Raw genomic sequence first — 22380 nt, 5'->3', positions numbered from 1 at the left:
ATGACCAGATCAATTGCGCCGGATAACCACGGACCCCACCGAATATCCTGCCCCAAAAGAGCAGATCACGCCGGTATCGCCGGCCTTCAGATCCTCAGAATATTTGCTGAAGGCAATGATAGAGCCTGCGGAACTTGTATTCGCGTAATCCTGCAGAATATTGGGTTGCTCGCCGTCCTCAGGCACACGCCCCAGCACTTTCTTCCCGATGAAATCATTCATGGATTTATTCGCCTGATGTAGCCAAAGCCGCTTCAGATCATCCGTGGCAATGCCTTCATCCCCCAGATGCCCCAGGATGTGCTTTGACACCATGGGCAGCACTTCCTTAAACACTTTCCTCCCGTTTTGCACGAACTGCATATCGCGGCGGTCTTTGACGCCATCAGGGCGGGAGCGGCGCAGAAAGCCATTGTTATTGCGGATGTTGTTAGAAAATTCCGTGGCGCAGCGGGTGGACACAATCTCAAATGATCCATCCCGCGCCAGATCATCGCGTTCCACCAGAACGGCGGTCGCCACATCGCCAAAGATAAAGTGACAATCGCGGTCGCACCATTCCAGATGCCCGGAACAGATTTCAGGGTTCACCACCAGGATCGCGCGGGCAGAACCAGCGCGCACCATATCGGCGGCGGCCTGAATACCGAAGGTGGCAGAGGAACAGGCGACATTCATGTCAAAGCCAAACCCCTGGATGCCCAGCAGCGTCTGCACCTCAATTGCGATCGCGGGATAGGCGCGTTCCATGTTGGAAGCTGCGACAATCACCGCATCCACGTCTTCGGCTGATTTCCCGGCCTGGGCCAGAGCTTTTCCGCAGGCGTCCACTGCCATTTCCGCCATGATCCCCGGTTCATCATCGTCGCGCTGGCGCAGCAGCGGGTGCATCACATCGGGATCCAGAACGCCGGTTTTATCCATGACATAGCGCTGATGAATGCCTGACGCTGCAACGATGAAGTCTTCGCTGGAATGACCCATGGCCTCAACATTGCCGGCCTCAATCGCATCCGCGTGTTCTGCGTTCCACTTGTCCGCATAAGCGTTAAACGCGGTCACAAGTTCCGCATTTGTAATGACATTTTCCGGGGTGAAGACACCACTGCCAGAGATAACCGCTTTATACATTTTGCCCTCTCAATCCTTGCACAAACATGCGGGGATCGGGGCGTATATTCAAGCTTTACCCATGGTCAGCGTGTGTCGTCAGCCTAAAACGGGCATTTCGCAGTAAAGCGCATGCCCTTGCCGCCATCCGGGTGGCGCAGTTGCAGGGTTTCGGCATGCAACATCAGGCGCGGGGCTTCCAGGGCGTCACCGGTCGCATAAAACGGATCCCCCATAATCGGGTGGCCCATGGCCAGCATATGCACCCGCAACTGGTGGCTTCGCCCGGTTTTCGGGAACAGGCGCACGCGGGTCTGATCATCGCTGTAACGCACAACTTTCCAGTCGGTGATCGCCTCTTTGCCGGTGTCATGGCAGACCATCTGGCGCGGGCGATTGGGCCAGTCGACGATCAGGGGCAGATCCACCGTGCCGTCTTTGGGTTCCAATTGCCCGTGCACCTGCGCGACATAGGTTTTCTTTGTCTGACGTTTCTCAAATTGCAGGCCCAGGTGGCGTTGTGCTTGCTGGGTCAGGGCAAAGACCATGACGCCAGATGTGTCGCGGTCCAGTCGATGCACAAGCAGCGCCTCGGGAAAGGCTTTCTGGACGCGGGCCAGCAAACAATCCGCCAGATGTTCGCCTTTGCCCGGCACAGACAAAAGCCCGGCAGGTTTGTCGACCAACAGCAGGTGGTGGTCAGTATGAATGACCACCAGCGGGTCCTGGGGCGGGTTGTAATCGTCGCTCATTTTGCTCTCATCTGCCGGATCAGCGGCACGGAATAAATCACCAGCGCCAGCCAGATCAGAGGGAAGGCCATGCGCCGGGCGGCGTCCACCTCTTCACCGAACAGGAAGATTGCGGACAGGAATATCATCGTCGGTGCGATATACTGCAAAATCCCGATTGTCGACAGGCGCAGCAATTTTGCGCTGTTGGCATAGATCAGCAACGGCACTGCGGTGACCACGCCACAACCCAGCAGTAACAAGGTGTTGTCCATGGATGTGAGGAAAAATCCACCGCCGCTGGCATGCACCCAGATCAGGTACAGAATGGCGGGGGGCGTCAGCAAAAGCACCTCAAGCAGGAAGCCCTGGTTTGGACCAATGGGCAGAGATTTCTTGAAAAACGCATAGAACCCCCAGGTCAGCATCATGCCAAAAGCGGCCCAGGGCACGGCACTGGCGTTGGTCAGCAGGACCGCAACCGCAAGGCCGGCAATGACCACCGCAACTTTCTGCCAGGGCGACAGCTTTTCGCGCAGAATGATTGCCCCCAACAAGATGCTGAAAAGCGGGTTCATGTAATATCCCAACGCCGCGTCCAATGCGTTGCCCGACGTAATCGCCCAGACGTAAATCCCCCAGTTCAGCGATACAAGCGCTGCGGGGATCATGGCCACCATCAGGGTTTTCGGGTTGCGCAGGGCCTCAGACAGATCGCCTGTGCGGCGCATCACAATCAGCACAAGCCCGGCAATCGGAACAGACCAGATGACGCGATGCGCAACAACCTCGGCGGCAGGAATATGAGACAATAGTTTCATGTAAAGCGGCAGGAACCCCCACAGCAGATAGACCGTCACCGCAAGGGCCAGCCCCTTTGGCGTGTCCTTATCTTCAATCACCTGATCTGTCATCGCGCAATCCTCCAGACCGCCTTTATGGCAGGTCCTGTCGCGAAGGAAAGATGCGTTTCGTGCGCCAGGGGATCACAGATGGTGATGTTAACCTTTTGCCCCGTGCGCAGCGTTCATTCGGGAAAATCCACATTCTATATGCATAAGATGTGCATCATGTGTGTATGGTTTGTGTATCGCCTAAATCGCCGGATTTCCCTTGTTAACGAAGAAAAAACGGGGTGAGTCGCCTCTCCCCGCTTTCGTTATTCATCTGTCGTTAAGACCGGTTAAAATCAGACCTTCACGCGTTCTGATTTCGGGTCGTACATTGGCTTCAGCGATGCTTCCGCTTTTACCCGTGTGCCCATAACGTCGATCTCGTAAGTCGACGCCAGAACATCGGCTGGTTTCTCGCCTTCGCACGGCACATAGCCCATGCCAATCGCCGCGCCCAGAGTGTGGCCGTAGTTGCCAGAACTGATGTAACCCACAATTTCGCCATCACGAATGATCGGTTCATTATGGTACAGCAGCAGTTCGGGATCAGACAGTCTGAACTGAACCATACGCATTTTCGGCCCGGTTTCTTTGCGCTCCATCACGGCAGATTTACCAATGAAATCAGGTTTGTCGGCCTTCACGGCGAAACCAAGACCCGCGTCAATCACGTTGTCTTCACAGGTGATGTCATGGCCAAAGTGGCGGAAGCCTTTTTCAATCCGGCAGCTGTCCATCATATGCATGCCGCACAGTTTCAGCCCCATATCCTGACCCGCTTCGTGCAGGGTTTCAAAGGCGTGACCGGCCATCTCAGCAGGCACATACAGCTCCCAGCCAAGTTCACCCACGTAAGTCACACGGTGCGCGCGCGCCAGCCCCATGCCCAACTCAATCTCCTGTGCCGTACCGAAGGGGTTGGTATCATTGGAGAAATCGTTCGGTGATACTTTCGCCAGCAGATCACGGGCATTCGGACCCATCACCGCCAGAACGGCTTCGCCAGCGGTCACATCAGTGACCACCACGTTGAAATCACCTACGTGACGGCGCATCCAGGTTTGATCCGCCAGGCGTGTGATCGCAGGTGTCACCACCAGATACACCGTCTCTGACAGGCGGGTCACGGTGACGTCGGCTTCGATTCCTGCGCGCGAGTTAAGGAACTGCGTATAAACGATTTTTCCGGTAGGAACGGACATATTCGCACCGCAGACATAATTCAGGAAGGCTTCTGCATCGCGACCTTCTACACGGATTTTACCGAAGGATGACATGTCATACATGCCAACATTTTCACGCACGGCCTTATGTTCGGCGGCAGAGTTTTCAAACCAGTTCTGACGTTTCCAGGAATACTGATATTCGCGCGCCTGACCTTCATTCGCAAACCAGTTTGCCCGTTCCCAGCCGCCCAGTTCGCCCATCACAGCGCCCTGTTCCAGCAGGTGATGATGGAACGGTGTGCGACGCACGCCGCGTGCGGTGGCTTTCTGGCGGTATGGGAAGTGATCCGCATACAGCAGGCCCAGGGTTTCTTTGGACCGTTCAAACAAATACTGTTTGTTACCCTGGAACGGATGCATCCGGCTGATGTCTACGTCGCCCAGATCAAAGGGTTTTTCGCCCGCTTCCATCCATTGCGCCAAGGCCATGCCAGCGCCACCAGCGGATTGAATGCCGATGGAATTAAAGCCAGCCGCAACCCAGACGTTGTCCATCTCTGGCGCCAGACCCAGGTGATAAGCATCATCCGGGGTAAAGCTTTCCGGACCGTTAAAGAACGTGTGAATGCCAGCCTCAGCCAGCATCGGCATACGGTTACAGGCGTTTTCCAGGATCGGTTCAAAGTGATCGAAATCTTCCGGCAGCTGATCGAATTCGAATGTATCCGGGATACCATCCATGGCCCATGGTTTGGACGTTGGTTCAAAAGCGCCCAGCAACATTTTGCCCGCGTCTTCCTTATAGTAAGCGCATTCATCCGGCACACGCAGAACCGGCAATTGTGTAAGCCCGTCAATGGCTTCGGTCACAATATAGAAATGTTCACAGGCATGCAGCGGCACGTTGGTGCCGGACATTTTGCCAACCTCATGGCCCCACATACCGGCGCAGTTCACAACCATATCACATTCAATGTGGCCGCTTTCAGACCCATCGTCAGACACCCAGTCAACGCCGGTGACTTTGCGACCGTCTTTGGTCATGCCGGTGACTTTGATACGCTCTTTCACAAGGCCGCCACGTTGGCGCGCGCCTTTGGCCAGCGCCAATGCGATGTTGGCCGGATCACCCTGACCGTCTTTCGGCAGATAGACCGCACCTTTAACGTCTTCGATATTCAAATGCGGGTACATTTCCGCGACGCGCTCATTCGAGATTTCTTCAACCTCAACACCAAAGGCCCGCGCCATCGCGGCCTGACGGTAAATTTCTTCTTTGCGTTCCTCGGTCAGGGCCACCGTGATGGAACCACAGCGTTTGAAACCCGTCGCAACACCGGTTTCCTCTTCCAGCGCGCCGTAGAGTTCCTGGCTGTATTTCGCCAGCTTGGTCATATTCGCGGTCGCACGCAGCTGCGCGATCAGACCGGCGGCGTGCCAGGTGGTGCCGGATGTCAGCTGTTTGCGTTCCAGCAGAACCACATCTTCCCAACCCTGTTTGGTCAGGTGATAGGCAACGGAACAGCCAATGACACCGCCACCGACGATGACGACACGGGCTTTTTTAGGAAGGGTGCTCATGGCGATCTCCTTAAGATTCATTTGTCCCAGATCTGGCATGAAATCCGGGTTAAAAATACCTCATTTACGCCGAACCTGACGGAAATCAGGTATTTATAGCTTGATTTGTACTTTGAACCGGCTTTTGCGGCGCGCCAGCGGCGTCACGCCAAAATGGCCGCGAAACAGGCTGGAAAACCCATTGGGGAAACCACAGGCTAGGCTGATTTCGCGCACCGACATAGAGGTGTTCAGCAGCAGCGTATTGGCCCGGTTCAGGCGCAATTCGCGGTAGTAGGTGTTTGGCGTGGAATCCAGAACCTGACGGAATTTGCGTTCAAGCGAACGGGATGAAATTCCGATCAGAGACACAAGTTCACCGATTTGCAGGGGCTCTTCCATATTGTTCTGCATCAGCTCAATACATTGGTCGAGGTCTGTGTCGCCGGTGATGGAAAGCGCTTTGCCACCAAAGGGTTGCAGGGTTGAAAAGCCCCGGATTTTTTCATGCAGCATAATGTCAGATACCGTCGCAACAGCGGCGGCGGACATGTGATTGCGCAAGAGGGAAAGGGTCACATCCACGGTCGATCCCATGCCCGCGCAGGTCATGAGTTTGCCGTCATCCACAGCCAGGGCGTAGGATCCTTCGCCAGGCGTGCCGCGTTCATCCAAAAGGGCGCGGTTTTCCCAGTGGGTCGTGTGGTTGCTGTGCTGTTCGCCGGTTTCCGCGATATAACGGCTGGCGGCTTCTGACAGCAGAAGAACCTTAATATTGCGGTAACTGTAACGGGAAATCACAGAACGCATAGAAAGTTCCGGGCAGTCCGGATCGGAGTTGCCCAGAATAAAAACATAATCGGCGTCGGGGCGTTCAGGAAATGGCGTCGTATCGGTCCCAAGGCCCGCCAGACAGCCCACCGGCCCGCCATGGCGGGACCGGTAGTGCCATTGAAACAGCGGGTGGGCCGACACGCGGTTGGCGATGCGCAGCACATCAACAACCGACGCGAGCTCTGTCAGAACAAAGCCCTCGGTCAGCAGAATATCGACGTGGCAGGACATCTGCGCCGCATCCGCAGCGCATTCTGTCCCGGCCATATCCTGAAACCGCCCGTCCATCTTAAGCCCGCAGCCGTTCGTTGGCGGGATCCCAGATTGGCTGGTCTTCCTGAACAACTGCGCGACATTTCTCGCCGTAGATTTCCACTTCCAGTTCTGTGCCAGGAACTGCCAGATCCGCGCGCACCATGCCCAGGGCGATGGATGCATTCACTCGATACCCCCAGCCACCGGATGTGGTTTCACCGACAATTTCGCCGTCTTTCCAGATACATGACATGTAAGGCGCATCCGTATCGCCCGCATCCACGATCAGGGTGACAAAGCCTTTCTTAACGCCTTGCTGCTTCTCAGACTGGATCGCTGCTTTGCCGCGGAAATCCTGTGGTTTATCAAGCTTCACAAAGCGGCCCAGACCACCTTCCAGCATGGAATAATCAGACGACAGATCGCCCTTCCATGCACGGTAGCCTTTTTCCAGACGCAGACTGTCAAGCGCATACATGCCAAACGGTTTCGCACCGGCGCCCGTGATCGCTGTGTAAAGCGCAGCCTGGTTTTCGTTCAGACAGTGCACTTCCCAGCCAAGTTCACCGGCGAAGGACACACGTACCAGACGGCACGGTGTGCCGGCCACAACAGCATCCTGATGGGTCAGCCAGCCGGATGTCAGATCTGCTTCTGTGCCCAGACCTTCGAACAGCTCACGGGTTTTCGGCCCGGTCACGATCATTGTGCCCCACTCGGTGGTGTGGTCTGTCAGGGACAGACCTGCAGGCAGATCTTTCTTCAGAAGTTCAAAGTCATGCCACTGGGCAGTACCGGCGGTGATCATGGTGAAGTGATCTTCCGCGTGACGCATGCAGGACATTTCTGTCAGGATACGACCACGGTCATCGGAGAAATACACAAGGTTCATACGGCCAGCCTTTGGAAGACCACCGGTGACCATGCCACGCAGCCATTCCGCAGCGCCTTCACCTTCGAGGTTAAAGCGAGAGAAACCTGGCAGATCAAGGATACCAACCGCGTCACGTACCGCTTCGCATTCTTCCTTGATGCGCTGCGCCCATGGGCCGGAACGACCCCAGGTGTGTGTGCTGTCTTCAGACGTATCGTCGCCGTCCTGCGCAAACCAGTTCGCACGTTCCCAACCGTTATACACGCCGTAAACCGCGCCTTTGGCTTTGGTCATCTCATGCACGGGTGACAGTTTCTTGTCGCGGCCAGCGGGCCATTCGTGGCGTGGGAAATGCATGGCGTATTCGTTGCCGTAAACTTCCACGCCTTTTTGGTTGCAGTAATCCTGATCGGTATAGTCGGTGTAGCGACGCGGATCGACAGACCACATGTCCCATTCGGTGTGGCCGTCCACAATCCATTCCGCCAGAACCTTACCAGCACCACCACCCTGGGCGATACCAAAGGTGAAGACACAGGCTTCAAACGCGTTATCAACGCCAGGCATTGGGCCGATCAGCGGCAGACCATCTGGCGCATAAGGGATCGGGCCGTTGATGACGCTGGACACGCCGGAGGTTTCCATCAGTGGCACACGGGCCATGGCGTCAACAACGATGTCCTCAATCCGGTCGATGTCTTCCTGCCACAGCTGGAAGCTGAAATCTTCTGGCATGGCGTCATCTGCATCAACCCAATGGGCCTTACAGTTTGGTTCATACGGGCCAAGGTTATAGCCGTTCTTTTCCTGGCGCAGATAGTAAGACACATCCACATCACGGATCAGCGGCAGTTTCTTACCGGTTGTTTTGACGTGTTCTTCGATCTCAGGGATCTGTTCGGTCAGCAGATACTGGTGTTCCATCACCATCATAGGCACGGTGCGGCCGCCATATGGCTTGAACATTTCGCCGATACGCTGGGCGTAGTAACCGCCTGCGTTTACAACGAAATCACATTCAATATCGCCTTTTTCGGTGTGAACGATCCAGGTTTTGTCTTCCTTCTGGGTCACGCCGGTCGCCGGGGTGAAGCGCAGAATTTTGGCACCCATGTCACGTGCGCCTTTGGCCAGCGCCTGTGTCACCTGTGCCGGGTCAATGTCACCGTCGGTCGGGTCAAACAGAACACCTTCCAGATCGTGGGTTTCCAGGAACGGATAGTTTTCTTTCGCCTGTTCCGGTGTCCACATCTCCATTTCGATGCCCTGATAACGGCCCATCGCGCAGGCACGTTCAAATTCCTGGATGCGTTCTTTGGAATGCGCCAGGCGGATGGAACCAGTCTGGTGATAGTTCATCGGGTAATCAACTTCTTCCGCCAGACCTGCGTAAAGCTCAGTTGAATAACGCTGCATGTTCATGATTGACCAGGAGGTCGAAAAGGTCGGCACGTTCCCAGCCGCGTGCCATGTGGAACCTGCGGTCAGTTCGTTCTTTTCAAGCAAGACACAATCGGTCCAGCCTTTTTTCGCCAGGTGATAGAGGCTGGATGTACCAACGATACCGCCACCAATAATAACCACACGTGCTTTTGTGGGGAAATCTGACATGTTTTTCCGTCCCTTTTAGTATGAATCAATTTGCTGCGCGTGGCAGCAGATATCGTAGTAATCACCCTTGTCTTTGACAAAGATGTGCTTTGCGGTTGTCAGCCCGGTTACCCCATCAAGGGTGCCCGCGCCGATGGATGTGAAAGGCTCGCTGTCCATTTGCCAGAACAGGCTTGATCCGCAGTCCTGACAAAACCCGCGCCGTGCGGTGTCTGAGGCGCGGAACCATTTGAGACCGGCGTCATTGGTGATGATCAGGTCTGCGGTCGCAACCTGTGTCGCGGCCCAGAAATGACCGGATGTTTTACGGCATTGCGTGCAGTGACAGCCAACAACCGGACGCAGTTCCGCCGTGATTTCATAGGTGACAGCGCCGCATTGGCAGGATCCTTTGTGCATCAGGAAACCTCCGGCTGTGGTGTGCTGCTGGCCCCCAGAAGCACGCCGTAGATGATAAAACAGATCGCCATGGTGCGGCGGATCCAGACGTTGAACACGGCTTTCAGGGCTGCGCGACCAATGCCCGCGCCAAGGGCTGTGAAGCCCAGGTAGGACAGGGCCGTCAGCGTCAGGGCAGTGGGCATGATCACAACCATCTGTTCCCACACGGCCACACCGGGCTGGATGAACTGTGAAAACGCCGCCAGATATCCGGCGATGCTTTTCGGGTTGATCACGGCGATTGCCAGCGCATGCAGATAGATATGTTTCGCGGGGCGCTCATCCGCCTTTACAGGCGTCTTCGCTGTCAGCCAACCACGTATGCCAAGGTAGATCAGGAAACCCGCACCGATGATTTTCGCGATGAAGAACGCCGTGGGCGAGGCCGCGATCAGGGCGGTCACACCAAAGGCCGACAGCAGTAGGAACAATGTCGCCTGGGTCAGGATCGCCAGCACACCGGGCAGGGCGCGAGTAAAGCCCAGGGCCATGCCATTGGTAATGCAGTTCACAGCATTTGGCCCGGGTGTCGTGACAAACACGACCCAGAACAGCGCGAATATTGTCCAGGCTTCAAAGCTCATGATCCGCCCTTAATACACAGGCGGTGCGATCACCCAGATCGCGACACAGGGTTCATCATGGGGGTTCATCCAGCGGTGTGGTTCGCCACGAATGCGGAAACTGTCGCCCGGGTGAATGGTGAAATAGCGCCCGCCAATCCAGAGGTCGAGCTTGCCGGAAATCACATAACCCACTTCCTGGGTCGGGCGGATCACGGTTTCTTTCACTTCGGAGTGCGGTTCAAACACCGAATGCACCATTTCAAAGTCATCGGTCAGATCTGGCGACAGAAGTTCTTCGACAAGACCGGCGACGCGGGATCCAATCGGGCGGCGGGCCCCTTTGCGCACGACATATCCCTGTTCTTCCACAGGGGCTGGGCTTTGGCCGAACAGCATGGAGATCGGCACATCAAGTGCGGCACCAATGGCCCGCAGATCAGACACAGAAGGTTCAGATTTATCCCGTTCCACCTGCGACAGCCAACCGACAGATTTGCCGAGCGCATCGGCCAGCGCCTGCAATGTCATCCCACGCGCTTTGCGCAGGGTCCGCAGGTCTGCCCCAAGGCTTTGACTGGTATTCGGGTTTTCGTGTCGCACGTGGCACCTTATGTGAAACTGTCCGTGAAAATTTCACGATTTTTTTCACGAATGCCCGAAGAAGCGAGTCGGCACAAGAAAAAACTCTCGCTGCAGCGCAGCAAGAGTTCTCAAAAAATCAGTGTGAAAGGATGTTCAGACCGCGTTGGCAAAGGTCTTTGCGAGGATCTCTGTGAACGCGACTGCATCTTCCTGGGTGAACGCATTCGGCTGATCGCTATCAAGATCAAAGACCCCCAGCAGATCCCCCGCGCCATTGAAAACCGGCAGAACCAGTTCGGACCGGGTGGAACTTGCGCAGGCGATATGGCCCGGGAAAGCTTCGACATCGGGCACCAACTGTACTTCGCCGGTTTTTGCCGCAGCCCCGCAAACGCCACGGGTGAACGGGATGACAAGGCACCCATGCCCGCCCTGATAGGGGCCGATTTTCAGCGTGTCGTTGCCAACGTTCCGGTAAAACCCGGTCCAGTCGAAACGATCGTCAGAATGGTGAACTTCACAGGCGATGGTCGCCATCAGCGCCACCGCATCTGTTTCACCTTCAGCAAGGCTGGCAATCACTGCCGCCAGCTCCTTGTAATTTACCTGTGTCATGCAAGCTCTATCGCAATCGCGGTCCCTTCGCCGCCCCCGATACATATCGCAGCAACACCACGTTTCAAACCACGTTTTTCAAGCGCGTTCAGCAGGGTTACCATGATACGTGTACCGGATGCACCGATGGGGTGACCAAGGGCGCAGGCACCGCCGTTCACATTCACTTTGTCACGTGTGATGCCCATTTCATGCATGAAGGCCATAGGGACAACGGCGAAGGCCTCATTCACTTCCCAAAGGTCCACATCTTCCACAGACCAGCCGATTTTCTTCAACAGTTTCTGCGCGGCAGGTACTGGCGCGGTGGTGAACCAGCCGGGTTCCTGCGCGTGGCTGGCATGGCCCAGCACGCGGGCACGGATCTTCAGGCCTGCATCTTTTGCCGCCTCTTCAGACGCCATAACCAGTGCGGCAGCCCCGTCAGAAATGGAAGAGGCATTGGCCGCCGTCACCGACCCATCTTTGCGGAAAGCCGGTTTCAGCTGTGGGATCTTTTCCGGGCGGGCTTTGGCGGGTTGTTCATCTGTGCTGACAACCAGATCGCCTTTGCGGGTTTTCAGGGTGACGGGCACGATTTCGCCTTCAAAGGCCCCGGTTTTTTCAGCTTCCAGCGCGTTGGACAGGGATTTCAGCGCATATTCATCCTGGGCTTCGCGGGTGAACTGGAATTTCTCGGCGCAATCCTCAGCGAATGTACCCATCAGACGGCCCTTGTCATAGGCGTCTTCCAGACCATCAAGGAACATGGAGTCCTGCACGTTCTGATGTCCGATCCGCGCACCGCCGCGCATCTTTGGCAGCAGATATGGTGCATTTGTCATACTTTCCATGCCGCCTGCGACCATGATGTCAGCGCCATCCGCCTTGATCTGATCATAGGCCATCATGGCGGTTTTCATGCCGGAGCCACACATTTTATTCAGCGTGCTGGCGGGCACATCCTGCCCCAGTCCGGCTGCAAATCCGGCCTGACGCGCCGGGGCCTGGCCCTGACCCGCAGGCAGAACGCAGCCCATCAGAAGTTCTTCAATTTGTTCGGCTTTTGCCCCGGCATCCGCCAGCGCACCACTGATTGCGGCGCCGCCCAATGTGGCGGCTTCACTATCTGCGAAATCCCCCTGAAAGCCGCCCATCGGCGTACGTGCGGCACCTGCAATAACGACGGTTTTCTGGGTCATGGGATCATCTCCGGGGATATGTTGCATTTGATATGATTTTCATACCGGATGGTAAGGAATGTCGTCTAGCCTGGTCGTAACGACACATGAGCGGAGCAAAAGATGGAACTGCACAGTGAAACGACGGGGGATACCCTGACCATTACGGCATCGGGCAACCGGATAGATGCCGCAGGTGCCATTGATTTTAAAGACAAAATGCGAAATTTGACGGAATTCGCGCCTGAAAAAATCGCCCTGAACCTGGCCAGCGTCGATTTTATCGATAGTTCTGGCCTGGGCGCAGTTGTCGCATCTATGAAACAATTACCCCCCGGAAAAACTCTGATCCTTGAGGATCTGACGCCGACGGTTGCCAAAGTGTTCCGGCTGACGCGCATGGATTCGGTGTTTGAGATCCGCACAAGTGGCGTAACAAATGAGGATACGCGGGCAAATGCATCGTGATAGCGAACTTGGAGCGCGATACCGTCAGAGCACCGGGAAAGATAATGATTGCGAAAAACATGCAGAACTGCGGCTGTTCTTCCAAAGCGATCCACTGGCGGTGCGTCGTGCATTGGAAAGCATCCTGAGCGGTCTTGACCACCTGCGCCTGAGCCAGGATGATTGCGGCACGGTTGAACTGGTGCTGGCCGAAGTGATGAACAATATCGTGGAACATGCCTATGCCGGTGAACGGTCCGGCATCATTGAAATGCGTATATTGAATGACGGCGACGGGCTTGCCTGTATGGTGATTGATGATGGTCTGCCGATGCCCGATGGCAATCCCCCGATGGGCAAAGAACATGATCTGAGCTGTCCAAGGGAAGATTTGCCCGAAGGGGGATTTGGCTGGGCGCTGATCCGGGAACTTGCCCGGGATCTGGGGTACGAGCGCGAAGAAGGGCGCAATCGCCTGACCTTCCGGCTGGATGTGCGCCGCACGATCCTGACCAGCTGACATCACGTCGTTTTGGCTGTCGGTGTCAGTTAAGCCTTGCAAGGATCAGCCACAACACGCAGTTTTCCCATAAGGGAGAAAACAGATGCGTGATTTTCATCAACCGGGCCGGTCCGCCGTTTATGCAGCTAACGGCATGTGTGCCACATCACATCCGCTGGCAGCCAAAGTTGCTGTTCAGATGCTGGAAGCGGGCGGAAATGCCGTTGACGCCGCGATTGCTGCTGGGGTTCTTCTGGGCATTTGCGAACCGCAGATGACCGGGATCGGGGGTGATTGTTTCATTCTGCTCAATCCGGGGCCTGGAAAGGAAACCATTGCCCTGAACGGGTCCGGACGTGCGCCACGTGGTCTGAACGCAGCAGATCTTCGGGCGAAAGGTATGGGATCAATGCCGGTGCGTGGTATTGAATCTGTCACTGTGCCTGGCGCAATTGATGCCTTTTGCCGCCTGTCAAAAGACTGGGGCAGGATCGGGCTGAAAGCCAGCTTGGCACCAGCCATTCATTATGCTGAAACTGGTGTTCCGGTGGCGCCGCGCACAGCCTTTGACTGGGCGTCTCTGACAGATGATTTGCAGGGTATGGCGCGCAATGATTTCCTGTTGAACGGCAAGGCACCGCAGGTCGGACAGTTGTATCGTTCACCGAAACAGGCAGAGGCTCTGCGCAGGATTGCACTTGAAGGGCGCGCTGGGTTTTATGAAGGAGAAGTTGCCGAAGACCTGGTCGCTTCGCTTCAGGCGCTGGGCGGCACACATACGCTGGATGATTTTGCGGAAACCGCATGTGATTACACAACCCCGGTTTCGGGCAGCTATAAAGGCATGAACCTGGTTGAGCATCCGCCAAACGGCCAGGGCACAACGGCCATTCTGATGAACAACATTCTGCAGCATTTCCCGGTTCAGGACATGGACCCCTGGGGCAGTCAACGCGCCCATATCGAAGCGGAAGCCTGCAAACTGGCTTATGATGCACGCAATCGCTTTATTGCTGATCCTGATCACACCAGTCGCCTGGATCATATGCTGGCGCTTGAAACGGCCGAAAAGCTGGCAGAGCTGATTGATCCGAAACGCGCCATGGGCGCCCCGCACAAGCTTTCTGAACAGGTACATAAAGACACGGTTTACCTGACGGTTGTGGATAAAGATCTGATGTCGGTTTCCCTGATCTATTCCATCTATCATGGCTTTGGGGCGGGCATGAGTTCGGATAAATTCGGGATTATTTTCCAGAACCGCGGGGCGGGCTTCACCCTTGAAGAGGGGCACCCGAATGAAGCCGGCGCAGGCAAACGCCCGATGCACACGATTATCCCGGGAATGCTTGAACAGGGCGGCAAAACCGTGATGTCCTTTGGCGTTATGGGCGGGGCCTATCAGCCAAACGGGCATGCGCGGTTTGTGTCGAATATGATGGATTTCGGTCTCGATCCACAGGCCGCGCTGGATGCGCCGCGCTGTTTTGCCGATGAAGGTGTGTTGAAGGTGGAACGCGGATATTCCGATGCGGTGCGCCAGGAACTGACCGATCTCGGCCATAAGGTTGTCGTGCCGGATGGGCCGCTGGGCGGTGGGCAGGCGATTGGCATCAATCATGAAACCGGCGTGCTGGAAGGCGCATCTGATCCGCGCAAAGACGGCTGCGCACTTGGGTATTGAGGGAAAATCATGGCGATAAAACCAATACAGGACCTGCTGTCCGAGGCGAAGGCGCAGATAGAAACACTCTCGCTGGAAGACGCCCGCCGCGAGGCGTCGGAAGGAAGTGCGCTTTTGGTGGATATCCGAGATGTTCGTGAATTGCAGCGCGACGGGCGGATTGATGGGGCGTTTCACGCGCCGCGTGGGATGCTTGAATTCTGGATCGCGCCGGACAGCCCGTATCACAAACCTGAACTGGCAGATGGGCGGAAGCTGATCTTGTTCTGTGCGTCAGCCTGGCGATCCGCGCTGAGCGTAAAAGCCCTGCAAGAGATGGGTGTTCAGAATATTGCTGAAATGGATGGGGGCTTTAAAGCCTGGAAGATCGCAGGATTTCCCGTGGATCTGCCTGATTAATTCAGCTGTGCGCCGACGGCATATGCCCCACCTGTGAGTTCACCAAACATCTGGGCCACATCAGGGTGGCTTACGGGCTCACCTGATGTATCTGCCACGAGGTTTTGTTCAGACACATAGGCGACGTAATAGCTGTCAGAATTTTCAGCCAAGAGATGATAGAACGGCTGGTCCTTTCGGGGCCGGCTGTCTTCGGGCAGCGCGTCGTACCATTCATCTGAATTGGCAAACTCCGGATCAACATCAAACACAACGCCCCGAAACGGATGCACGCGATGGCAGACGACCTGGCCTAGGTGAAATTTTGCGTCAATTTGATTCATGGCGGAACCTTTCATTCGCGGAACCTAGGTATTCGCGGAACTCATGTCTATGGGGCCAGGCGGAAACCCGCAAAAAACCCTCTGAATACTGGCCGTAAGGGGCAGAGCAGCGTAAAAATGAAGATCAGCCGTTTTCGAACAGACGGAAATGCGGTATTATTACGAAAATACAAAAAAGAGCAGAAAAAATGCGTAAAAGTCTGAGATCCCTTGTTTTGATTGGGTTTGTTGCGGCCTGTGGCAGCAGCAATACCACCGCACCGCGCAATCTGGATAATGCCTGTAGCATTCTTGATCAGCGCCCGTCTTTTGAACGCGCGATGAAGCGCACCGAACGTCGTTGGGGCGTGCCTGTGCATGTGCAGATGGCGACGATCTATCAGGAAAGTAAGTTTATCTCAAACGCCCGCACACCTTTGCGCTATGCACTGGGAGTGATCCCGATGGGACGTCAGAGTTCTGCTTTTGGCTATAGCCAGGCACTGGACGCGACATGGGATGAATACCGCCAGGATACCGGACGCCGGGGGGCGAAGCGGGATGATATTGACGATGCGACTGATTTCATTGGCTGGTATATGACCGGCACGCGCGATCAGCTTGGTATTTCGCTGTCAGATGCGCGTAACCAGTATCTGGCCTATCACGAAGGGCGCGGCGGCTATTCCCGTGGCAGTTACCGCGCGAAAGGCTGGCTGGTCAGTGTGGCTGGACGGGTGCAGAGCCGCGCGAATACATATCGCCAGCAGCTCCGCAGTTGTTTGTAATCTGAAACAGACAGGCGCCGGGTCAGTTCCCGTTGCGCCTGTTGACTTCATGCGGAATGGAGAACAACAGGGAAGACAGATTGTTTCTGGCTTCCAGATCATCCAGCGTCACAGTGGTGCGATTGCCGCCATCATCTGTGATGATCCATTGTTCCAGACGCACGGGATTGTCTGAAAACACCAGCTGAATATTCCCATATTCTGCATGATCAGGGTCGCGGGCGGTCACAACGGTATTGCCGCCTTCTTCACGGTGACCCACGACCATATCCGCATCATTCAGGTTTACCCGGCGGGCAAGAATGACGGACAGTGGTGTACGGCGCAGCGGGTATTGTTCAGGGCCTGTGTTTGATTTGCCATCAAAAATCGCAACCTGACCACCGCCAGCCATGACAAGCGTTTCATCCGGCGATTCATATTCAAAACGCGCGCGTCCCGGGCGGCGGATGTAAAAGGTTCCGTTCGCACGGGAACCATCGGCATTCACCTGCGTAAAACCGGCCTGGGCTGTCCGCAGCCCATTCAGATAATTGGACAGATCTCTGAGAGAAATGATCTCTGCCGCGGCGGGCAACGCCATCGCCAGCAGAAGAGTGGGGGCAAGGAGGAATTTCGTTTTCATAGTTTCAATATAATGCCCCGGACTGGGTGTTTCACCCCAATTGCGCTGAGCCAGGCGATCAATTGCTGAAAGGGCGGCGGATTTATGTCGATTGTCGCATTTACCTGATGTGCGCGATCTGCGATGCAAAGAGAAATATGAACGACAGGTGTGGGACATGGCAAATCCGATTTTTGACAAACTTATGCAGCCCTGGCTGGATTCCTCGGCGGTTTTTCTGAAACTTCAGGATGGCGGGCTGATGTCTCATGCCGCGTTCTTCCGCCGTGTTGCACAATATGCCAATGCCGTTGTCAGCCTTGGCCTGCGCCCCGGCGACCGACTGGCGGCGCAGATTGAAAAATCCCCGCAAACGCTGGCGCTTTATCTGGGCTGTGTCCAGGCAGGGGTGATTTTTCTGCCCTTGAATACGGCCTATACCGATGCGGAATTGTCCTATTTTGTTGAAGACAGTGGCGCGCGTGTATTGGTCTGCGATGCAACACGTCAGGCCGGACTGCAGGGTGTGGCAGATGCCTGTGGCGCACAGCTTGTGACGCTGAATGCGGATGGCGGCGGTGCGATGGCGGATCTCGCGGATCAGCAAGCGTCGAATGCACCGGTTGTGGACCGGCAGGAAGATGACATTGCCGCGCTTCTTTATACGTCGGGTACGACGGGCCGATCTAAAGGCGCGATGCTGACCCATAAGAACCTTGTGTCGAATGCGATGATCCTGAAGGATCTGTGGCAGTTTTCAGCAGATGATATGCTGCTGCACGCGCTGCCCGTCTATCATACACACGGGCTGTTTGTGGCGACCTTCACAACGCTTGCTGCGGGCGGCGGCATGATCTTTCTGCCGAAATACGACACGGATGTGATCTGTGATCTGCTGCCAGACGCCACCGCAATGATGGGCGTGCCGACTTTCTACACCCGTTTGCTGGGCAGTGCCCGTTTTGATCGTGATCTGGTGCAGAATATGCGTCTGTTCATTTCTGGTTCCGCCCCGCTTCTTGCAGAAACGCATATTCGGTTTGAAGAACGCACAGGTCACCGCATTCTTGAACGCTATGGTATGACCGAAACCAATATGAGCACGTCAAACCCATATAATGGTGAACGCCGGGCTGGCACGGTGGGCTTCCCCCTGCCTGGGGTTGAAGCAAAGATTACCGATCCGGCCACGGGTGCGGAACTGCCCACAGGTGAGATTGGCGTGTTGGAAGTGCGCGGTGACAATGTGTTCAAAGGCTATTGGAATATGCCTGAGAAAACGAAAGAGGAACTGCGTGAAGACGGGTTCTTCATCACCGGTGATCTCGTGAAAAAGGACGAAGATGGATACTTTCAGATCGCCGGGCGCGGTAAGGATCTGATTATTTCCGGGGGTTTCAATATCTACCCGAAAGAGGTGGAGCAGGTTCTGGATGATCAGCCCCATGTTCTGGAAACGGCTGTGATTGGCGTGCCGCATCCCGATTTCGGGGAAACCGTGGTGGCGGTTGTGGCCCGGAAAGCCGGGGAAGAACCGGATGTGACGCAAATGGAAGCGGCGATTGCAACGGACCTGGCCCGGTTCAAACATCCGCGCAAATATATTGTTGTGGATGCGCTGCCCCGCAACACGATGGGGAAAGTGCAGAAAAATGCGCTGCGCCAAGATTACGCAGATCTTTTCGCCTAACGCACCACAAATTCCGCATGCAGGGCGCCTGCGGCTTTGATGCTTTTGAGGATGTCGATCATATCGCGGGGTGAAACACCAAGTGCGTTCAGCCCTGCGATGACTTCGGACAGGGACGTCCCTTCGTTAAGCTCCGCCAGTCCTGTGCCTTCTTCTTCCTCAATACCTGCACGGGTGCGGGGTACGACAACAACCTCGCCCGGGGAAAACGGGTTGGGCTGCACAACAATCGGATCTTCCTGAATGCGCAGGGTCAGGTTGCCCTGGGCCACCGCCACGCGCGAAATGCGCACATCGTCGCCCATCACAATCGTGCCGGATCGCTGATCCACGACCACACGGGCCCGTCGTTCTGGCGTAACCAGAATGTTTTCAATCCGCCCCAGTGCATGCGCGGGCGAGGTCATGCGCGTGGACGCGATATCAATCTGCACAGTGCCCGCATCCAGCATCACCGAAACCCCCCGCCCGAAATCTTCATTGATTGCCTGTTCAATGCGGCCAGCGGTGGTGAAATCAGGGGTGCGCAGGGCAAGGCGCAGGGTAGAAAGTGACGACAGTTCAAAGTCAATTTCCCGTTCAACCCGGGCCCCCGCAGGAATAACACCCGCAGTCGGAACCCCCTGGGTGACACTGCCACCGTCCCCTTCTGCACTGATGCCACCCGCGATGATCGTGCCCTGGGCGACCGCGTAAATCTCACCGTCTGCAGCATTCAGCGGTGTCATGATCAGGGTGCCACCCAGCAGGCTTTTGGCATCACCAATTGCGGAAACGGTGATATCAATCTGGCTGCCCGCGCGGGAAAACGGGGGCAGGGTGGCAGTGACAAAGACGGCGGCGACGTTCTTGGGGCGGAACTGTTCGCCGGTTACATTCACACCCAGACGTTCCAGGATGTTGGACATGATTTCTTCGGTGAAGGGTGCATTTCGGATGCCGTCGCCCGTGCCATTCAGACCCACAACCAGGCCATATCCGACAAGATCATTCCCGCGGACACCATCAAATTCCACAAGGTCTTTGATGCGGATCGGCGTCGCCAGGGCAAGGCTGGCATTCAGGAAGAAAAACAAAAGGGTGTGCAGTATAAGTCTAAACATTACAGATAGTTCGCCAATGAAAGACGCGACAGGCGCGAGGTGAGGGTATAAAGGGTTTCAAGTTGGATCTGGGCGGCTTCAAGTTCTGTCGCGCTTTGGTAAGGGTCCGCTTCAACAATTCCGGCGCGGGCGATTTCCAAAACCTGGGATTCCGTCACATTGCGCACAGAAGCCTGTTCAATCTGCGCCTCGGCCGTGCCGATATTGGTGCGCATGGTCAGGATGCTGCTTTCCGCAGAAATCAATGTGGATGCCGAGTAGGAAACCAAGGCTGTCTGTTCCGTCAGATTGCTGGCCAGGGCACCATCATGCACAAGGGCAGCAGTGGCCAGGCCTTTCAGCGTTTCACGAATGGCGGTGTCATCCGCACGGGCTGTCAGCGTGGCGGTTTCATGTGGCCCGATGCTGAGAGGAGCAAGGTTTGTTGTACTGCCCTGGTAGGCAACGGTTTCGAAATCACCGCCAGGGGCAAACCAGGTATCAATTACGCCCTGGACCCCGGCGGCGGTTGTTTCCGCAGCGATGGCCAGGTTCAGTGCATTCAGGATGGTTTCCGGGTTGGCCAAGGGTATCTGATCCGTTGCAGTGCCGGAAAACAGGCTGCGCCCGGCGACCTGGGTGTTCATGGCGGAAATGACTGCGCCAAATTTCTGTTTGGCGTCCCCTGTGGCGGGGGAAATCATGTGGATATGCCCGGAATCGCTGGCCATCAGAAGATCAGGCGCGGCGTCAGATACATAGGTTTGCACTGTTTCCAGGGCATTCTGCATCGTTGTGGTGGTCAGGGCGGCGGATGCATTGGCGTGTTGATAGGCTTCCAGGGTTTCCAGGGACCGTTCGATGCTGGTCAAAGGGGAATAATCACCACCAACCCGATCTGCCACATCCTGTACCTTCCCGGTCGTCAGTTCGAGCGAAAGCTGGTTCATCCTGGATTTCAGATCAGCGTTGAGCCGGTTCATCTGATAGCTTTGTGACATATCACCGACGGAAAGAAAGTTGGGCATTTATAATCCTATCAGCATTTGAATAAGTTCATCTGCGGTCTGCAAAACCCGCGCGTTGGCGGCATAGGCCTGTTCCACCAGCAGCAATTCCTGCATTTCCCGGTCGGTATCGACGCCGGCCTGCAATTCAAGCGTTCTGAACGTTTCATATTGCGCGTTGCTGTAGCTGAGGTTTGCTTCGGCGGCTTGCCGCTGGATGCCAAACCCAGACAGCAGGTCAGATGTCAGAACAGTCATGCTGCGCGGTTCCGCAGAAAAGCCACCGGACAGTACCGTTTGCGGTGCCTGAAGCGCAGAGGCGAGCCTTTGCAACTGTGTGGCATCGCCTACATCCCCGGGCGTAGCGGCACCAATCCCATCCCGCAAACGGCGGATTTCGCCACCGGCAGCGGGATCCACCAGGGCGTTGATTTCCAGGCGGGCAGACAATCCTTCTTCATTCAGCGGATCAAAGGCAGCGCCGCTATCTGTGAACAGACCTGCGACTGTCGGGCCCAGGGTCGGGTCTGTGGTGACGGACTGAAACCGTTCCACCAGGTTGCGGGCGATGGCATCCATCTGCGCCTGGGCATCCGGGGCAAGTTCATCGCGCACCGCAAACTCCGCGATCAGCGATCCGCCTTTCAACATGCTGTGTTCTGAACTTGTGTCAATCGGCACGCCATTCAGGGTCAGGCCGGACAGCGGGCTGCCGGCGGACATGCCCGGGGTGATCACTTTGGTCGGGGTGAAGCCGATTTCGGCTGCTTTGCTGTCAACCAGCACTGCGCCGCCGCGGGTGAACAGGGCAACGGTTCCATTGTCGCGCGCAACCTGGTTCACGGGCACAATCGAAGACACCCCGTCAATGACCCGCTGGCGCTGATCCATCAGGGCGGCGGTATCCAGGCCCCTGGCCTGGGTGGCGGCGATGGAGACATTCAGATCCTTAACCTGTTGCAGGGCCTCATTCAGCTGTTTGACTTGTGTGGAAATCGCGTTGTCGGCCTCTTCACGCAGGGTCTGAATGCTGTCAGAGGTCTGTTTCAGGTGCTGTGTTATGCCGCGCGCTTCATTCAGTGCGGCGTTTAATCCCGGTTCGGATGCGGGATCGCTGGCGGCGGTGATCAATGCGGATTCAAAGGCCGCAAATCTGCCGGAAAGGGAGCCGGGTTCTTCGGGAATACCAATCTGTTTTTCAAGGTTTTCGAAGAATTTCATATAGGTCGTGTTGGATCCAACCCCCGCATCGGCAAGGCGGCGATCCTGGATGATGCCGTTGTCGATCAACCGGGTGACACCATCAATGCGGACGCCGGACCCGCCGCCGCCAACCGTTGCGGCAGACACATCCAGCTGCCGCACGCCGTACCCATCGGTGTTGGCGTTGGCGATATTGGAAGACACAACTTCTGCCCGGCGGGATGTTGCATTCAGGCCGGACAGAGCATTGGCGATTGAACCTGTTATGGTCATG

Annotated in this window: 22 protein-coding genes; 6 read left to right on the top strand and 16 right to left on the bottom strand. The window is 56.1% G+C overall.

The window, feature by feature from the left end; all coding sequences use genetic code 11:
* Nucleotides 1–9: 9 nt before the first annotated feature.
* The 11 genes from H1D41_RS08960 to H1D41_RS08910 form a co-directional block, all read right to left on the bottom strand.
* Nucleotides 10–1131 carry a beta-ketoacyl-ACP synthase III gene (locus H1D41_RS08960; protein ID WP_228848580.1) on the bottom strand — a complete coding sequence of 374 codons (1122 nt, stop codon included), beginning with the start codon at nucleotides 1129–1131 and terminating at the stop codon, nucleotides 10–12.
* Between the two features lie 83 nt (nucleotides 1132–1214).
* On the bottom strand, nucleotides 1215–1862 hold the full coding sequence (locus H1D41_RS08955) for an RluA family pseudouridine synthase (RefSeq protein ID WP_228848579.1): 648 nt from the start codon (nucleotides 1860–1862) through the stop codon (nucleotides 1215–1217).
* The gene (gene rarD / locus H1D41_RS08950) at nucleotides 1859–2755 is read right to left on the bottom strand and encodes an EamA family transporter RarD (RefSeq protein WP_228848578.1); all 897 of its coding nucleotides are present in this window, start codon (nucleotides 2753–2755) and stop codon (nucleotides 1859–1861) included. The genes H1D41_RS08955 and rarD overlap by 4 nt, the downstream gene beginning before the upstream one ends.
* Nucleotides 2756–3030: 275 nt before the next feature.
* On the bottom strand, nucleotides 3031–5481 hold the full coding sequence (locus H1D41_RS08945; RefSeq protein ID WP_228848577.1) for a GcvT family protein: 2451 nt from the start codon (nucleotides 5479–5481) through the stop codon (nucleotides 3031–3033).
* A 93-nt stretch (nucleotides 5482–5574) separates the two neighbouring features.
* The gene (locus tag H1D41_RS08940; RefSeq protein ID WP_228848576.1) at nucleotides 5575–6582 is read right to left on the bottom strand and encodes a GlxA family transcriptional regulator; all 1008 of its coding nucleotides are present in this window, start codon (nucleotides 6580–6582) and stop codon (nucleotides 5575–5577) included.
* Nucleotide 6583: 1 nt separating this feature from the next.
* On the bottom strand, nucleotides 6584–9034 hold the full coding sequence (locus H1D41_RS08935; RefSeq protein WP_228848575.1) for a GcvT family protein: 2451 nt from the start codon (nucleotides 9032–9034) through the stop codon (nucleotides 6584–6586).
* Between the two features lie 15 nt (nucleotides 9035–9049).
* Nucleotides 9050–9433 (bottom strand): GFA family protein, encoded by a 384-nt coding sequence (locus tag H1D41_RS08930; RefSeq protein WP_228848574.1) that lies wholly within the window; start codon nucleotides 9431–9433, stop codon nucleotides 9050–9052.
* Nucleotides 9433–10059, bottom strand: a complete 627-nt coding sequence (locus H1D41_RS08925) for a LysE family translocator (protein ID WP_228848573.1) — start codon at nucleotides 10057–10059, stop codon at nucleotides 9433–9435. The genes H1D41_RS08930 and H1D41_RS08925 overlap by 1 nt, the downstream gene beginning before the upstream one ends.
* A 9-nt stretch (nucleotides 10060–10068) precedes the next feature.
* Complete coding sequence (locus H1D41_RS08920; RefSeq protein ID WP_228848572.1) at nucleotides 10069–10641, bottom strand: helix-turn-helix domain-containing protein; 573 nt, start codon at nucleotides 10639–10641, stop codon at nucleotides 10069–10071.
* A gap of 135 nt (nucleotides 10642–10776) precedes the next feature.
* A complete protein-coding gene (locus tag H1D41_RS08915; protein WP_228848571.1) occupies nucleotides 10777–11238 on the bottom strand; it encodes a GAF domain-containing protein in 462 nt (153 codons plus the stop codon).
* Entirely contained in the window at nucleotides 11235–12419 is a 1185-nt protein-coding gene (locus tag H1D41_RS08910) for an acetyl-CoA C-acyltransferase (protein WP_228848570.1), read from the bottom strand. The genes H1D41_RS08915 and H1D41_RS08910 overlap by 4 nt, the downstream gene beginning before the upstream one ends.
* Nucleotides 12420–12521: 102 nt before the next feature.
* On the opposite strand from H1D41_RS08910, the gene H1D41_RS08905 reads away from it, so the two are divergent.
* The 4 genes from H1D41_RS08905 (at nucleotide 12522) to H1D41_RS08890 (ending at nucleotide 15430) form a co-directional block, all read left to right on the top strand.
* The gene (locus tag H1D41_RS08905) at nucleotides 12522–12866 is read left to right on the top strand and encodes an STAS domain-containing protein (RefSeq protein ID WP_107496684.1); all 345 of its coding nucleotides are present in this window, start codon (nucleotides 12522–12524) and stop codon (nucleotides 12864–12866) included.
* On the top strand, nucleotides 12856–13365 hold the full coding sequence (locus H1D41_RS08900; RefSeq protein ID WP_228848569.1) for an ATP-binding protein: 510 nt from the start codon (nucleotides 12856–12858) through the stop codon (nucleotides 13363–13365). Before H1D41_RS08905 ends, H1D41_RS08900 begins: the two co-directional genes overlap by 11 nt.
* Nucleotides 13366–13450: 85 nt before the next feature.
* The gene (locus H1D41_RS08895; RefSeq protein ID WP_228848568.1) at nucleotides 13451–15031 is read left to right on the top strand and encodes a gamma-glutamyltransferase family protein; all 1581 of its coding nucleotides are present in this window, start codon (nucleotides 13451–13453) and stop codon (nucleotides 15029–15031) included.
* A gap of 9 nt (nucleotides 15032–15040) precedes the next feature.
* Nucleotides 15041–15430, top strand: a complete 390-nt coding sequence (locus H1D41_RS08890) for a rhodanese-like domain-containing protein (protein WP_228848567.1) — start codon at nucleotides 15041–15043, stop codon at nucleotides 15428–15430.
* On the opposite strand, the gene hspQ is transcribed toward H1D41_RS08890, so the two are convergent.
* The gene (hspQ, locus tag H1D41_RS08885) at nucleotides 15427–15753 is read right to left on the bottom strand and encodes a heat shock protein HspQ (protein ID WP_228848566.1); all 327 of its coding nucleotides are present in this window, start codon (nucleotides 15751–15753) and stop codon (nucleotides 15427–15429) included. The two genes, H1D41_RS08890 and hspQ, sit on opposite strands and share 4 nt — an antisense overlap.
* 188 nt (nucleotides 15754–15941) lie before the next feature.
* Here hspQ and H1D41_RS08880 point away from each other — a divergent pair, with 188 nt between their 5' ends.
* The gene (locus H1D41_RS08880) at nucleotides 15942–16520 is read left to right on the top strand and encodes a transglycosylase SLT domain-containing protein (protein WP_228848565.1); all 579 of its coding nucleotides are present in this window, start codon (nucleotides 15942–15944) and stop codon (nucleotides 16518–16520) included.
* A gap of 22 nt (nucleotides 16521–16542) precedes the next feature.
* Here the strand turns inward: H1D41_RS08880 and H1D41_RS08875 are convergent, their stop codons facing one another.
* A complete protein-coding gene (locus H1D41_RS08875; protein ID WP_228848564.1) occupies nucleotides 16543–17145 on the bottom strand; it encodes a LolA family protein in 603 nt (200 codons plus the stop codon).
* Between the two features lie 157 nt (nucleotides 17146–17302).
* Between H1D41_RS08875 and H1D41_RS08870 the strand changes: the two genes are divergently transcribed.
* On the top strand, nucleotides 17303–18814 hold the full coding sequence (locus tag H1D41_RS08870; protein WP_228848563.1) for a malonate--CoA ligase: 1512 nt from the start codon (nucleotides 17303–17305) through the stop codon (nucleotides 18812–18814).
* On the opposite strand, the gene H1D41_RS08865 is transcribed toward H1D41_RS08870, so the two are convergent.
* From H1D41_RS08865 to flgK, 3 genes are read right to left on the bottom strand one after another with little or no spacing between them, the layout of a single operon-like run.
* On the bottom strand, nucleotides 18811–19917 hold the full coding sequence (locus H1D41_RS08865; RefSeq protein WP_228848562.1) for a flagellar basal body P-ring protein FlgI: 1107 nt from the start codon (nucleotides 19915–19917) through the stop codon (nucleotides 18811–18813). The genes H1D41_RS08870 and H1D41_RS08865 overlap by 4 nt on opposite strands.
* Entirely contained in the window at nucleotides 19917–20924 is a 1008-nt protein-coding gene (locus H1D41_RS08860; protein ID WP_228848561.1) for a flagellin, read from the bottom strand. The genes H1D41_RS08865 and H1D41_RS08860 overlap by 1 nt, the downstream gene beginning before the upstream one ends.
* Nucleotides 20925–22379: a flagellar hook-associated protein FlgK gene (flgK, locus tag H1D41_RS08855; RefSeq protein ID WP_228848560.1), complete on the bottom strand. Its 1455-nt coding sequence runs from the start codon at nucleotides 22377–22379 to the stop codon at nucleotides 20925–20927. It abuts the gene before it with no gap.
* Nucleotide 22380 lies beyond the last annotated feature (1 nt).

The sequence above is a fragment of the Halocynthiibacter styelae genome (assembly GCF_016123485.1).
GTDB classification, from domain to species: Bacteria; Pseudomonadota; Alphaproteobacteria; order Rhodobacterales; family Rhodobacteraceae; genus Halocynthiibacter; species Halocynthiibacter styelae.
This window is presented reverse-complemented; position numbering and strand designations above follow the sequence as displayed.